Below are 15,576 nucleotides of genomic sequence, written 5' to 3'. Positions count from 1 at the left end.
ATGCAACTGTATAGTACCAATCATATAAGTGAAAATGTAGGTTTTGAAGAAGCAATCTTTCGTGGATTACCACCAGACAATGGCCTTTATATGCCTTCATTTATTCCACAATTGTCCATTGGATTTTGGGAAAATGTAGACCAACTTTCTCTCCAAGAAATTGCTTTTGAAATTTCTAATTGTTTGATTGGTGAGGATGTACCAGCAGATGATTTAAGAAAGATCATAAACCAAGCTATTGACTTTGAAGCTCCTTTGGTTCAGGTAACGGACAATATCTATTGCCTAGAATTATTCCATGGAACTTCGATGGCTTTTAAAGACTTCGGAGCAAGGTTTATGGCCTCTATTATGTCTTATTTTTTGAGAAAATCACAACAGAATATAAATATTTTGGTTGCAACTTCTGGTGATACTGGAGGTGCTGTTGCACAAGGTTTTTTTGAAAAAGAAAATATATCTGTCACCATACTATACCCAAAAGGAAAGGTGAGTGATATTCAGGAAAAGCAATTGACTACTCTTGGTAAAAATGTTAAGGCACTAGAAATAGATGGAACCTTCGACGATTGTCAGGCTTTGGTTAAAAGGGCTTTTTTGGATATCGAGCTCAAAGAAAGGTTTAATTTGGCTTCTGCAAATTCAATAAACATTGCTAGACTGATTCCCCAGTCCTTCTATTATGTTGCAGCTTATGCGGCTCTAAAGAAACTCGGTAAGAAAGTTATTTTCTCCGTTCCTTCTGGGAATTTTGGGAATCTGACTGCTGGTCTTTTGGCCATGAAAATGGGTATGCCAGTTGATACTTTTATTGCGGCCACAAACCTCAATAAGGTTGTGCCTGAGTATTTAAAGAGCGGAACTTATACGCCAATTTCGCCGTCTGTATCGACTATATCCAATGCAATGGATGTGGGAAATCCAAGTAATTTTCCAAGAATGAAGGCTCTTTTTGGCGACAGTTTGGATGCCATTAAAGAACATATTGTGGGTTGTTTTTACAACGACGACCAAACAAGAATTGGAATTAAGGAGTTGTTCACTGAATACAATTATTTGACTTGCCCGCATTCGGCGATTGGATACTTGGCACTCAAAGATTATTTCATTGAAACATCAGACAAAGAATCTATTGGAGTTTTCTTGTCTACAGCACACTTTGCTAAGTTTTTACCAGAGATGGAGGCCACCCTTGGTTTTACGCCGGAAATTCCAGAAAGATTGTCAATTTTGCTAGAGAAAACCAAAGTTGCGGTTTCTTTGGCCAATGATTTTGAAGATTTTAAAAGTTATTTGAATAAGAATTTGATATAAGGTGGTAAAGAATTTCTCTACCACCTTTAATTTTTATTTTAATATTACTGCTCCCAATGGAGGTAATGAAATTTCAATGGATTGATCAAAACCGTGGGCCTTTATTGCTTCGGTTGTTATTTTGCCGTTCGTAATTCCTGATCCCCAATATTTACTATCGTCCGAGTTTAATATTTCATTATACTCTTTGTTTTTTGGAACACCAATCCTGTATTTGGTCTTTGGAAGTGGGTTTAAATTCAGCAATACCAATACTTCCTCATTTAATCCTTTTCTTCTATAATAAACTACGCAATTTTCAGTATCAGTTGTATCTAACCAATCGAATCCTTCAGAGCTAAATTGTTTGTCAAATAAAGCAGGTTCGCTTCGGTAAACTTTGTTTAGGTCCTGTACCAATAAATTTATACCATTGTGGCTATCGTAGTTTAATAAATGCCAGTCAAGACTTTTTAAGAAATTCCACTCTTCAGACTGTCCAAACTCTCCGCCCATAAATAATAATTTAGAACCCGGATGTGTAAACATATAAGAAAAAAGAATCCTTAAGTTTGCGAATTTTTGCCATTCGTCACCAGGCATCTTATTCAAAAGTGAGTTTTTTCCATAAACCACTTCGTCATGGGAAAGTGGCAACATGAAATTTTCAGAGAAGGCATAAACAGTACTAAAAGTAAGGTCATTTTGGTGCCATTTTCTGTACATGGGGTCTTTTGCAAAATATCTTAGGGTATCGTTCATCCAGCCCATCATCCATTTCATGCCAAAACCCAAGCCGCCTAAGAAAGTTGGTCGGGAAACGCCCGGAAATGCCGTCGATTCTTCTGCTATGGTTTGAACATCAGGAAAAGATTTATATATCTCTTCATTCAATTCTTTGAATAGTGAAATTACCTCTAAGTTTTCTCTGCCTCCAAATACGTTTGGTATCCATTCTCCCTCGTTTCTTGAGTAATCTCTGTAAAGCATCGACGCCACAGCGTCAACTCTCAGACCATCGGCATGAAATCTATCAAGCCAAAACAATGCATTACTTATCAAAAAAGATCGGACTTCGTATCTGCCATAGTTGAATATGTAGGATTTCCAGTCTGGATGATATCCTTGACGTGGGTCTTCATGTTCGTAAAGAGCTGAGCCATCAAATCTGTAAATGCCATGTGCATCATTCGGATAATGCGAAGGCACCCAGTCGAGAATAACCCCAATTCCATTTTTATGCAATTGCTCCACCAAATACATGAAGTCTTGTGGCGTTCCAAATCTACTACTTGCGGCAAAATATCCAGTTATTTGATACCCCCAAGATGGTTCGTAAGGGTGCTGCATGATGGGCATAAACTCCACGTGAGTAAAGCCCATTTCTTTTACATAAGGCACTAAAGTATCTGCTATCTCTCTGTAGGTGAGTCTTCTGTCATTATCTTCGGGGTCTCTTTTCCATGAACCAATGTGAACTTCATACACTGAACATGGGGCTGATAGAGCATTTGCATTTTTCCTGGTTTTCATCCATTCATCGTCCTGCCATTCGTACCAAGTATCCCATACGATTGAGGCTGTTTTGGGTGATTCTTCCCATCTCAGAGCAAAAGGGTCCCCTTTTTCTAGTTTTTGGCCACCGATATTTGAATCAATAAAATATTTGTAGACAGTTCCATTTCCAATATTAGAAACCCACCCCTCCCAAATACCTGATCCATCCCAACGAGGCAACAACTGATGACTCTCTTTGTTCCATCCATTAAAATCGCCTATAACTGAAACTGATTGGGCATTTGGTGCCCAAACAGCAAAATAAGTCCCTGTAGCACCTTCATTTTCGCGAACATGCGACCCTAATTTTTCATAAAGTCTAAAATGGCGGCCAGACTTGAAAAGGCCGATGTCAAAGTCCGTTAGTAGCGAAAACGGTTCAACATTCTTAAATTCGACTTTTTCTGGGCTTTGTTGTTTCTTTTTGCTCATAAAGGTTAAATGTATTTTCTTACAATATTTTAAAATATATCTTGTTTTTCAAAAACAAAATTCAAAGTTTTTTTAAAAAGGAAAGATAGTAGTTTTTTAGAAGCATTTATCGTGTTTTTTTGAAAATTTATTCAAAGCCAAATACTTTTAAATATTCTTTTAGTAGAAATAAATGAATTAAAGTATTTTTGTGAACGGAAATATATCGAAAGAAATGGAAATTACGAAAAAAGAACAATACGCTGTATTTAAACCATTGGGTGCGAGTTTTGATGAAACTGTATCCTTAGCAATTGAAAAAAGCATAGCAGTGATGTATTCTGCTGAAGGTAGGATCAATTTTATATTGAATTTATTAAAAGTAGATGCCATTAGTCCTGCAGGTATCACCTTATTAAACAAAGTGCAGAAAATCTGCAAAAACGAATCGGGATTGTTGGTTTTGGTTTCCACAAACAATGACGTTATTGATTACATTTCGGGTGCTACGGAAGAATTTTTGTTGATATTGCCGAGTGAAGAAGAGGCCATCGATGCGGTTTTTATGAACGAACTAGAAAATGACTTTAAAGATGAGCAGGACGAAGAGTTTGGTTCTGAAGGCGAAATCGACTATTAATAAACCACTTAATATTGGAATTTAGAATACTTGGTACTGGATCTGCAACACCACAATTGCAACGTAACCCCTCAGCTTTTGTGGTAACTGTTGATAATTTTCTAATCCTCATAGATTGTGGAGAAGGTACTCAGTTTCGACTTTTACAATACAAGATCAAGATTTCTAGACTTAAGTATATCCTTATTAGCCACCTCCATGGTGATCATTATTTTGGACTGATTGGTTTGTTGAGCTCTCTAAATATGCAACGGAGAACTGAACAATTAGATATTTTTGGACCTCAAGGATTAGATGAAATCATATATCAGCAACTCAAATATTCAGGCTCTATTCTCAATTTCAAGTTGGAATTTCATGTGACAAATCCAAATGCTTTTGATGAGATTTTGGATAATGATTGCTTAAAAATCAATACTTTCCCACTAAAACATAGGATAGATTGTACGGGTTTTTTGTTAACAAAGAAGTCCAGTAAACGCAAAATACTTGCTGAAAAACTACCTGAGAATTTCCCGGTGACATTTTATAAATTGCTCAAAGAGGGATTGGATGTGCACGACGAACTTGCAGGTAAAACCTATAAAAATTCAGATTATACTATTGAAGGCAATCATGAGAAGCGGTTGGCTTATTGTTCTGACACGATTTTTGATGAATCCATCGTAGATTACATAAAAAATACTGACTTGCTCTATCACGAATCCACTTTTTTAGAGGAACAAGCCGAAAGGGCAAAATTTACTTTTCACTCCACTGCCATACAAGCGGCAACAATTGCCAAAACCTCCAATGCCAAACGTTTGGTGATTGGACATTTTTCTTCTCGTTACAAAACTTCTGAGCAGTTTTTAGTAGAAGCCAAAACAGTTTTTGAGGATTCTTTTCTTGCTCAGGAGGGCGAAAATTTCATTATTTAATTAAATGATATAATATTTTTAATCTATTGTTTAATTTCTGGTGTTTTTAACATACAAACCCTATGAGTTTAGTAGGATAATAAATAACTTTGAGAAAAATAATTGGAATCGTAGCATGCAGAGTTTCAGAACAGAGTTAGAGAACCCCGTAGTGGAGCAAGATATCATAGATTTAGAAAAGAAAATCAGGATGTTTCGTGAAGGAACAATCCATGAGGATAAATTTAGAAGTTTGCGTTTGGCTAGAGGTGTTTATGGCCAACGCCAACAGGGTGTCCAAATGGTAAGGATCAAGCTGCCTTATGGAAAGATGACTTTTAAACAGTGGAAAAGAATCTCTGATATTTCAGATAAATATTCTACTGGAAATTTACACCTAACCACCCGTCAAGATATTCAGATTCACTTTGTTAGTCTTGACCGAACACCTGAATTATGGCATGAACTAGAACAAGACAATGTTACGCTCCGTGAGGCCTGTGGAAATACAGTTAGAAATATCACAGCATCTGTAACCGCAGGAATAGATCCAAATGAGCCATTTGATATAACTCCCTATGCTCATTCACTATTTGAGTATTTGCTTAGAAATCCCATCTGTCAAGAAATGGGAAGAAAAATTAAGATTTCTTTCTCTAACACAGACGAAGATACAGCTTTGGCTTTTATACATGATATGGGCTTTTTGCCTAAAATAAAAGATGGCAAAAGAGGTTTTAAAGTTGTGGTGGGCGGCGGTCTTGGTGCCCAGCCAAGAATGGCGGATTTGGCTCATGAATTTTTGCCAGAAGATCAACTCATACCATTTGCAGAAGCAGTTTTGAGAGTTTTTGATCGACATGGTGAGCGTAATTCAAGAAGCAAAGCAAGAATGAAGTTTCTTTTGCAGAAGATTGGTTTTGAGGCTTTTATGGAGTTGGTGGCCGCCGAAAGATTAGCAATAAAAAATAAATCTTATGAAATAAATACAGAACGTTTCGAACTTTCTGAAGAAATTCATACCAAAGTAGAAACACCTTCGGATCTTCAAAAATTTGAGATTTGGAAAGCTACCAATACATTTGAGCAAAAGCAAAAAGGCAAATTTGGCGTTTTTATAAGAATTCCTTTAGGCAATATTTCAAGCGTAGTTTCAAGAAGTCTTATTGAAAAATTGGATGGTTTTGTAGGAAACGATATCAGAGTGACCATCAATCAAGGCCTTTTCTTGAGAAATGTTCCTGCCGAAAATTTGTCTTATGTATATAATGTTCTTGATTCTGAAGGATTGGCTGCTTTTGGGGCAAACAGCGTTGCTAATATTACGGCTTGTCCTGGAACTGATACCTGTAATTTGGCCATTTCAGACAGTGTGAGCATCACTTATGAGTTAGAAAAAGTGATTGACCAAGAATTTCCTGATTTAGTAAAAAACAACGATTTTAAAATAAAAATATCGGGTTGTATGAATTCATGTGGGCAACATGGAATGGCCAATATTGGTTTTCATGGTAGCTCTTTGAAAGACGCCAACAAAAATGTCCTTCCTGCTTTACAAGTATTGCTGGGTGGCGGATCGTCAGGTGATGGGTTTGGTAGAGCAGCAGAAAAAGTCATTAAAGTTCCTTCAAAAAGAGGTCCGCAAGTGTTGAGATATATTTTTGCTGATTACCAAGATAACGGTTTAGAAGGAGAGTATTTCAATAATTATTTTGATCGTCAAGGCAAGAACTACTTCTACGAGCTGCTAAAACCTTTGGCAAGCTTAGAGGCTTTGGTTCAGTCTGATTTTATAGATTGGGGTCAAGAAGTGGCTTTCGAAACCGCTATCGGAGTTGGTGAGTGTGCGGCTGTAATGGTAGACTTGGTGGCAATACTTTTTGTAGAGGCTGACGAGAAATTGGCGGACGCCAAAGGTGCATTTGAAAGCGAAAAGTGGGCTGATGCCATTTATTTGGCATATAGTGCTCAGGTAAATGCCGCCAAAGCCATGCTTTTGGATATCGACGTCAATTGCAGCACACAAATGAAGGTCATTTCAGAATTTACCCAAAATTTTGACGAAGGGTTTTCTGAAAGTATTCTGAGAATAAACAAAGAAAATCCGAGTAAGGAATTTGCGATTGAATATATTCGTGATGCAGTGACATTCTGTTCAGAAACGAAAAAGAAAAGAGAAGAAAACTTAAAAAATCAAGTTGTTGCTTAATGTTTTCGTTAAATAAAATACCCAAACTCACCTTGGTGGGAGCTGGCCCAGGAGATCCCGAGCTGATAACCTTGAAGGCTATAACTGCTCTCAGGAATGCCGATGTGGTGCTTTACGACGCATTGACAAACGACGAACTATTGGAGTATTGTCATCCAATGTGCGAAAAAATATATGTGGGTAAGAAAGGACATCAAAAAGGAATCACGCAAGATGGAATTAATTTTTTGATTGTAGAAAAAGCTTTTGAAAAAGGCCATGTAGTAAGACTTAAAGGTGGCGATCCTTTTGTTTTTGGAAGAGGTATTGAAGAAATAGAGTTTGCAAAACAACGTGGTATTGCGTCCACTTATATTCCAGGTATTTCGTCGGTTTTTTCAGGTGGAAATCACCTGATTCCGCTGACAGACAGGCGAGTAAGTGATGGTTTTTGGGTAATTACTGGTCATAAATCAGATAAAAAATTTTCCGCTGATCTCGATTTGGCCGTTCAGTCTAATTCTACAGTTGTACTTTTGATGGCCATGTCGAAGCTCAGTTATATTGCTGAAAAGTATTCAGTAGCCAATCGGAGCGAAATACCAGTTTGTATTATTCAAAATGCCAGTACAAGCAAAGAGAAAATGGCTATTGGTAAAGTCTCAGAGTTGATGAAGATAGCAGATGAAAATAATTTGACCAATCCAGCCATAATAATAATTGGTGAAGTAGTAGATTATCATGCTCTTAGTCTTTCTAATTTCGAGCAGCAATATTTAGAAGTAGAACAAATAAAATAAGTGAAGGTAAACCACTAAATTTGTGGTTTATTTTCTTGTAAAATATCGTAATGATTATGATTGAAGAATTAGAAAATTTGGATTTAGTGGATTCCTTGCGATTAGTGAGTGAAAAATATCCAAATAAGGTGGTTTTCTCAACGTCATTTGGACAGGAAGATCAAGTTATTACAGATGCGATTTTTAAAAACGGACTGAATATTCAGGTTTTTACACTAGATACAGGTCGGCTGTTTCCAGAAACATACGAGTTGATGGATAAAACAAAAGCTCGCTATAAAACCTCATTTAAAACTTATTTTCCAGACACCCAACAGGTGGAAAATTTGGTTGAAAATAAAGGATTTAACTCTTTTTATGAGTCAGTCGAAAATCGCAAAGAATGTTGTGGAATTCGTAAAATTGTTGGTTTAAAAAGAGCCATAAAAGGTAATGAAGTCTGGATTACAGGTTTAAGGTCAGAACAATCCGATAACCGCAGTTCTATGGCAATATGGGAATATGATGAATCCAATCAAATCCATAAATTCAATCCATTGGTGCATTGGACATTCGAACAAATGGAAACTTATTTGAAAGATAACAATGTCCCTCAAAACGCACTTCATAAAAAAGGATTTGTGAGCATAGGATGCCAACCATGTACGAGAGCCATTGAAAATGGCGAGCATCCAAGAGCTGGTCGTTGGTGGTGGGAAGAGTCCCAAAAAGAGTGCGGTTTGCACGCTGTAAAATAATAGATTTAGTTTTTTTGAACGATAAGCATGAATATAAACAAACAATTTCCGAGAGCTTTAGAAGACGAAGCCATCTTTATTTTAAGAGAAGTGGCGGCCCAATTTGAAAAGCCGGCGATACTTTTTTCAGGAGGTAAAGACTCTATTACGTTGGTAAGATTGGCCCAAAAAGCATTTTTTCCAGGCAAAATCCCTTTTCCATTGGTTCATGTAGATACAGGACACAATTTTCCTGAGACTACAGACTTCAGGGATAAATTGGCCGCTGAATTAGGTGTGGAGTTAATTATCAGAAATGTAGAAGATTCTATAAAAGCTGGAAAAGTTAAAGAGGAAACAGGTAAATACGCCAGTAGAAATGCTCTTCAAACAGTTACACTTTTGGATACTATAGAAGAATTCAAGTTTGACGCTTGTATTGGTGGGGCCAGAAGAGATGAGGAAAAAGCCAGAGCCAAAGAAAGAATATTTTCGGTTAGAAACGATTTTGGTGAATGGGATGCCAAAAAACAACGTCCTGAACTTTTTGATATGCTCAATGGCAAAATAGATTTAGGAGAAAACGTTAGAGTATTCCCAATTTCTAACTGGACAGAGTTGGATGTTTGGAACTACATTAAGGCCGAAAATTTGGAGATTCCATCGATATATTTTGCTCACGAACGTGAGGTTTTTGACAGAGATGGTATGATTTGGTCTGATTCCGAGTTTATCAACAAATCGGAAGATGAAGTGCCTTACAAGACTATCGTGAGGTTCAGAACAGTGGGAGACATGACATGCACTGCGGCGGTTTCGTCTACTGCAGACAATATTGACACAATTATAGAGGAGATTTTGGAGGCGGAGATTTCTGAAAGAGGAGCAAGGATAGACGATAAACGCTCTGAGGCCGCCATGGAAAAACGTAAACAACAAGGATATTTTTAAATAATGGATATATTAAGAATTGCAACAGCTGGCTCTGTTGATGACGGGAAAAGTACTTTGATAGGTAGATTGTTGTTTGAAACTCAGTCGATTACCAAAGATAAAATAGAAGCATTGAAGGCTGCAAGTCAAAGAAAAGGATTAGATTTTGTAGATTTATCTTTATTAACAGATGGCTTAATAGCAGAGCGTGAGCAAGGCATAACCATAGACGTGGCCCACATTTATTTTAATACACCTACACGTAAATACATTATTGCCGATACTCCAGGACATTTTGAATACACGAGAAATATGGTTACAGGAGCATCTAATGCTTCGGTTTCTATTATTTTAATTGACGCTCGAAACGGTGTAGGTGAACAAACTAGAAGACATTTTTATATTTCTTCCTTATTAGAAATAAAGAATGTGGTGGTGGCTGTAAACAAAATGGATTTGGTGGATTACTCAGAAACCCGATATGAGGAAATAAAAAATGACTTCTTCGAGCTTTCAGATAAACTCAGAAAACCAAATCAAAATATCACTTTTATTCCTATTTCGTCACTTTATGGTGAGAATATAGTGGTCAAATCAGAAAAAATGCCTTGGTATTCAGGGGATTCTTTACTTAATATTTTGGAGGGGGTGGCACCTGAGGATATCGATTCAGCTGTTTTGCCTTTTAGATTCCCTGTTCAGCACGTAATTCGTCCAAAGTCGGAGGAATATCATGATTTTAGAGGTTATTCGGGTAAAATAGCATCAGGCCAAATTAACAAAGGAGATATGGTGGCGGCATTGCCAAGCCAGCAAATAAGCAAGGTAAAAGAAATCTTTAAATATACAGATTCTCTTGACTCAGCTCATCAAACAGAATCTGTCGTGATAACGCTTGAAGACAATATTGACATTAGTAGAGGCAATATGTTGGTGAAAATCGGCGAACAACCTGAGTTAAAGAAACAAGTAAATGCCAGAATTTGCTGGATGGACACCGAGCCAATGAAAGTTGGTAAAGGTTATTTGGTGCAGCACGGCATAAACAGAGTAAAAGCCAAAGTGGCTTCTATTGATAGCAGACTGGAGATTTCTACTTTTGAAGCGTCAGAAAATGTAGATGAATTGAAACTAAATCAAATTGGCGAGGTTTCATTTAAACTAGCGGCTCATATTTTTGCAGACAATTTTGAGTCCAATCCCGCCAATGGAGCTTTCATAATTATAGATGAATTTAATAACAATACTGTGGGGGTTGGCTTTGTAAAATAATATTGGGGGATATATAGGGGTTAATAAAGAATGGCGACAGTTTCTGTCGCCTTTTTTTATGTCAAATTGTATAATTTCAATACTATTTATTAATATAATTACAAATTAATTTGGCATTCATAAAATTTGGCAAATTGTGCATTTGACCTTTCAATTAATTATTAAATTGCATTGCAGGTTTAATAAAATACTTTATTTTCTGTAATTAAATAGCTTTTATTTTTAGGGAAATTTTTGAAAATACTTAGAAATTTGCCTACTAAATTAAGGGTACAATAAAAAAACTATTTCATTAAAAAATGACTCAAATCGATCAAAATCAAGGTCTTTACCTACCCGAGTTTGAACACGATGCCTGTGGTATCGGATTTAGGGCTCACCTAAAGGGGAGAAAATCACACCAAATTGTGGCTGACGCTATTCATATGCTAGAGCGTATGGATCACCGTGGTGCTTGTGGTTGTGATCCAAACACAGGTGATGGAGCAGGTATTTTGCTACAAATTCCCCATGAATTTTTATACGAAGAGTGCTTAAATCTTGGCTTCAGACTACCGCCTTTGGGTGATTATGGCTTGGGAATGATTTTTTTTCCAAGCGATGAAACGCAGAGAGATGAGTGTAAAGAGATTTTGAATCGTAAAATAACAAGTCTAGGATTCGAGCTTTTGGGTTATAGAAAAGTACCTACCCAAAACGAAACCCTAGGAGAAGGCTCGGGTTCAGTGGAACCTTGGGTGGAGCAATTATTTATTTCCAAAATTGATCCTTTACAAGATAATATAACATTTGAAAGAAAACTTTACGTATTTAGGCAATATGCCACCAAGTTGATACATGAATCCGTAGATGGCACAAAAGAGCAGTTCTATTTCAGTTCATTGTCTTCTAGCACAGTTTCTTATAAAGGACAACTAACTACAGATCAGTTAAAATATTATTTTCCAGACCTTAAAAATCCTGATGTAGTTTCGGCTTTTGCCATCGTACACTCTAGATTTTCTACCAATACTTTTCCTTCTTGGAAATTGGCACAGCCATTCCGTTATATTGCCCACAATGGTGAAATAAACACTGTGAAAGGTAATGTTAACTGGATTAGAGCCGCAGAATCTACATTTTACTCTGAGTTTTTCTCAGAAAAAGAAATGCAAATGATTTTGCCAATTTGTGATAAAGGAAATTCCGACTCAGCTCAATTGGACAATGCCATAGAGTTATTATATCTTTCAGGACGTTCATTGCCTCATGTAATGATGATGTTGATACCTGAAGCATGGGACGGAAACGAGCACATGGACCCAGTTAGAAAGGCATTTTATGAATACCATTCTAGCATTATGGAACCATGGGACGGTCCTGCATCTATCTCTTTTACAGATGGAAAAATAGTTGGAGCTACACTCGATAGAAACGGACTTCGTCCATCAAGATATTGGGTATTGAATGACGACACAGTTATCATGGCTTCTGAAGCCGGGGTTTTAGATGTTGATCAGTCGAAAGTTATTTCTAAAGGTCGTTTGCAACCTGGCAAAATGTTCGTTGTGGATATGGAGCAAGGAAGAATCATTCCTGACGAAGAACTTAAGGCCGATATTTGTTCAAGACAGCCTTATCAAGAATGGTTAGATGAGCATAAAATAAAAATTTCAGAATTGCCTGATTCTATTCGTCCATATACAAACTATGACGAAAAATCACTTCTGAAACGCCAATTGGCTAGTGGATATACTTCTGAGGATTTAAGAATGATATTGGCTCCAATGGCTGCATCAGGTGCAGAAGCGATTGGTTCCATGGGAATTGACTCGCCATTGGCGGTACTTTCTAACCAGAGTCAGCATATTTCTTACTATTTCAAGCAGCTTTTTGCTCAAGTAACAAACCCACCTATTGATTCTATCAGAGAGCGATCTATTATGTCTTTGATTTCCTTCGTTGGTGCTGCTGACAATATTCTTACAGAATCTCCAAAACACTGCCGTCAGGTACAATTGGAACAGCCAGTTTTAACCATCAAGCAATTTGACAAACTACGTTTTGTAGATTACGAAGGTTTTCAAGCCAAAACTATCAATACCTATTTTAATGTTGACTCAGTAAATCCTGCAAAATCGCTAGAATTTGCTTTGGAAAGAATCTGTAGGTATGCCGAAGACGCTATTAACGACGGTTTTGAAATCATCATTTTATCAGATAGAGCAATTGATTCAGATCATGCTCCGATTCCTTCTTTGTTGGCAGTTGCAGCAGTTCATCATTATTTGATCCGAGAGGGGATAAGAGGCAAGGTAGGTATTTTGGTAGAATCAGGTGATATTTGGGAAACACATCACTTTGCAACTTTGATAGGTTATGGTGCTTCAGGAATATGTCCATACATAGCTTTTGAGACCATTGCTGAGCTCAACAGAAAAGGTATGATTGATGGTGAATTTTCAGACGAGCAATTGTTCAAAAACTATACAAAAGCTGTTGATAAAGAATTGTTGAAGATTTTCTCAAAAATGGGAATATCTACTTTGCAATCTTACCGAGGAGCTCAAATTTTTGAATGTATTGGTCTCAACAAGTCTGTCGTTGACAGGTTTTTCACCGGAACAGTTTCAAGAATTGAAGGACTTGGATTGGAAGAAATAGCCAAAGAATGTTTGATTCGTCATACAATTGCTTACCCAAAAGTTTCGGTTCAGAGTGTTAAAAGACTGGAAGTTGGTGGCGTGTATCAATGGAAACAAAGAGGAGAAAAACACCTTTTCAATCCTGAAACCATTCATTTGCTTCAGCAGTCGGCTAGAGTTGCAGAAAAAGATCAAGATAAAGGATACGAAATATTTAAGAAGTATTCTAAAATAATGAACGACCAAACAGAACAGGCAATGACATTGCGTGGTTTGTTGAGCTTCAAAAATGCCAATCCAATTTCTATAGAGGAGGTAGAGCCTGTAGAGAATATTTTGAAGAGGTTTGCCACAGGTGCCATGTCATTTGGGTCGATTTCTTGGGAAGCCCATACTACTTTGGCCATCGCCATGAATAGAATTGGCGGAAGATCAAACTCTGGAGAAGGTGGTGAGGACGAGATTCGTTATGCCATTAGAGAAAATGGAGACAATTTAAGCTCAAGTATAAAACAAGTAGCATCTGGTAGGTTTGGCGTAACGTCCTATTATTTGACCAACGCCAATGAACTTCAAATAAAAATGGCTCAAGGAGCTAAACCAGGTGAGGGCGGTCAGTTGCCTGGGCATAAAGTGGACGATTGGATAGGGAAAGTGAGACACTCAACTCCTGGTGTGGGTTTGATTTCACCGCCACCACATCACGATATTTATTCGATTGAAGATTTAGCTCAGTTGATTTATGATCTGAAAAATGCCAATAGAGCTGCTAGGATATCTGTTAAATTGGTTTCAGAAGCTGGTGTGGGTACTGTTGCTTCTGGAGTAGCTAAGGCACATGCCGATGTGGTTTTGGTTGCTGGATATGATGGTGGCACTGGTGCTTCACCTTTGTCTTCTATTCGACATGCAGGATTACCTTGGGAGCTGGGCTTAGCGGAAACACATCAAACGCTGGTAAAAAATAAATTAAGAGGAAGAATCACCGTTCAGGCCGATGGACAAATCAGAACAGGTAGAGACATCGTTATAGCAGCCTTACTTGGTGCAGAAGAATTTGGTGTGGCCACAGCAGCTTTGGTTGCGGTAGGTTGTATAATGATGCGTAAATGTCACTTAAATACCTGCCCAGTTGGAGTTGCCACGCAAAATAAGGAGTTAAGAGCCTTGTTCAGCGGTAAGCCTGAACATGTGGTGAACATGTTCCAATATCTGGCCCAAGAAGTTAGAGAAATCATGGCTGAGCTTGGTTTTAGAACCATCAACGAAATGGTAGGTCAAACACAAATGCTTGAAAAACGCAATAACATTGAGCATTGGAAAATTAAAAACCTTGATCTTTCAAGAATATTGTACAAAGAAGAAGCTGACGAAACAGTAGCTCTTTACAAGCAAGAGGAACAAGATCATGGAATTGACCATGTTCTGGATTGGAAATTGGTAGAGGATGCAAAAGATGCTCTTGAAAACCAAACCAAAGTAACTGGCGAATATGTAGTTAATAACCTAAATAGGTCAATAGGAGCGATGCTTTCTAATGAAATATCAAAGATTTATGACGGGGAAGGATTGCCAGCCGAAACTATCAGCTTCAAATTTAGAGGAACAGCTGGACAATCATTTGGAGCATTTTCTACAAAAGGTATTAAGTTTGAACTTGAAGGAGACGCCAATGATTACTTTGGGAAGGGCCTTTGTGGTGCCGAATTGGTAGTTTTTCCGGATAGAAAGGCGACTTTCAAACCTTCCGAAAATATGGCTGTTGGTAATGTTTCTTTTTACGGAGCGACTTCAGGCGAGGCTTATATCAATGGAATGGCAGGTGAGCGTTTCTGTGTTCGTAACTCTGGTGCCAAAGTGGTAGTAGAAGGTGTAGGTGATCACGGATGCGAGTATATGACTGGTGGCGTGGTGGTTGTTCTGGGTGAAACAGGCAAAAACTTTGCGGCAGGCATGAGCGGCGGTTTGGCTTTTATATATGACCAAAAAGGTGATTTTGATTCAAAATGCAATACCGAAATGGTAAATCTGGAAGAATTGGAATCGTCTGATTATGAATTACTAAGAGACATGATTGGTAAACAATATTCCAACACCAATAGCGAGGTGGCCAAGTTTATCCTTGACAATTGGGAAACCGAAATTGCAAAGTTTGTAAAAGTATATCCTACGGATTACAAGAGGATTTTGATGAAAAAAATGGCAGAAAGTATTGCCGCTTAATTAAAGAATTTCAAATAGAT

10 protein-coding genes are annotated in these 15,576 nt (G+C 37.6%); 9 read left to right on the top strand and 1 reads right to left on the bottom strand.

From position 1 onward, the window contains the following. On the top strand, window positions 1-1,314 hold the full coding sequence (gene thrC, locus EGI24_RS06240) for a threonine synthase (RefSeq protein ID WP_255047501.1): 1,314 nt from the start codon (window positions 1-3) through the stop codon (window positions 1,312-1,314). Between the two features lie 33 nt (window positions 1,315-1,347). Here thrC and glgB read toward each other — a convergent pair whose 3' ends face one another. Beyond that, the gene (gene glgB / locus EGI24_RS06235; RefSeq protein WP_255047500.1) at window positions 1,348-3,282 is read right to left on the bottom strand and encodes a 1,4-alpha-glucan branching protein GlgB; all 1,935 of its coding nucleotides are present in this window, start codon (window positions 3,280-3,282) and stop codon (window positions 1,348-1,350) included. A gap of 214 nt (window positions 3,283-3,496) precedes the next feature. Between glgB and EGI24_RS06230 the strand changes: the two genes are divergently transcribed. The 8 genes from EGI24_RS06230 to gltB all read left to right on the top strand — a co-directional run bounded on the left by EGI24_RS06230 (window position 3,497) and on the right by gltB (window position 15,556). Beyond that, window positions 3,497-3,901 (top strand): STAS domain-containing protein, encoded by a 405-nt coding sequence (locus EGI24_RS06230; protein ID WP_255047499.1) that lies wholly within the window; start codon window positions 3,497-3,499, stop codon window positions 3,899-3,901. A 14-nt stretch (window positions 3,902-3,915) separates the two neighbouring features. Next, window positions 3,916-4,821, top strand: a complete 906-nt coding sequence (locus EGI24_RS06225) for a ribonuclease Z (protein ID WP_255047498.1) — start codon at window positions 3,916-3,918, stop codon at window positions 4,819-4,821. Window positions 4,822-4,936: 115 nt separating this feature from the next. Then, a complete protein-coding gene (locus EGI24_RS06220; protein WP_255047497.1) occupies window positions 4,937-7,009 on the top strand; it encodes a nitrite reductase in 2,073 nt (690 codons plus the stop codon). Continuing rightward, complete coding sequence (gene cobA / locus EGI24_RS06215) at window positions 7,009-7,788, top strand: uroporphyrinogen-III C-methyltransferase (RefSeq protein ID WP_255047496.1); 780 nt, start codon at window positions 7,009-7,011, stop codon at window positions 7,786-7,788. Before EGI24_RS06220 ends, cobA begins: the two co-directional genes overlap by 1 nt. Window positions 7,789-7,844: 56 nt before the next feature. Continuing rightward, window positions 7,845-8,525 carry a phosphoadenylyl-sulfate reductase gene (locus EGI24_RS06210; protein ID WP_255047495.1) on the top strand — a complete coding sequence of 227 codons (681 nt, stop codon included), beginning with the start codon at window positions 7,845-7,847 and terminating at the stop codon, window positions 8,523-8,525. 27 nt (window positions 8,526-8,552) lie between these two features. Further along, window positions 8,553-9,455 (top strand): sulfate adenylyltransferase subunit CysD, encoded by a 903-nt coding sequence (gene cysD / locus EGI24_RS06205; protein WP_255047494.1) that lies wholly within the window; start codon window positions 8,553-8,555, stop codon window positions 9,453-9,455. A gap of 3 nt (window positions 9,456-9,458) precedes the next feature. Continuing rightward, window positions 9,459-10,709 carry a sulfate adenylyltransferase subunit 1 gene (locus EGI24_RS06200; protein WP_255047493.1) on the top strand — a complete coding sequence of 417 codons (1,251 nt, stop codon included), beginning with the start codon at window positions 9,459-9,461 and terminating at the stop codon, window positions 10,707-10,709. Between the two features lie 299 nt (window positions 10,710-11,008). Then, complete coding sequence (gene gltB, locus EGI24_RS06195) at window positions 11,009-15,556, top strand: glutamate synthase large subunit (protein ID WP_255047492.1); 4,548 nt, start codon at window positions 11,009-11,011, stop codon at window positions 15,554-15,556. Window positions 15,557-15,576 lie beyond the last annotated feature (20 nt).

It is taken from the genome of Lacihabitans sp. CS3-21 (assembly GCF_024343675.1).
Lineage (GTDB): Bacteria > Bacteroidota > Bacteroidia > Cytophagales > Spirosomataceae > Leadbetterella.
Note: the sequence above shows the minus strand (reverse complement) of the source record. Positions and strands in the feature narration are given on the sequence as shown.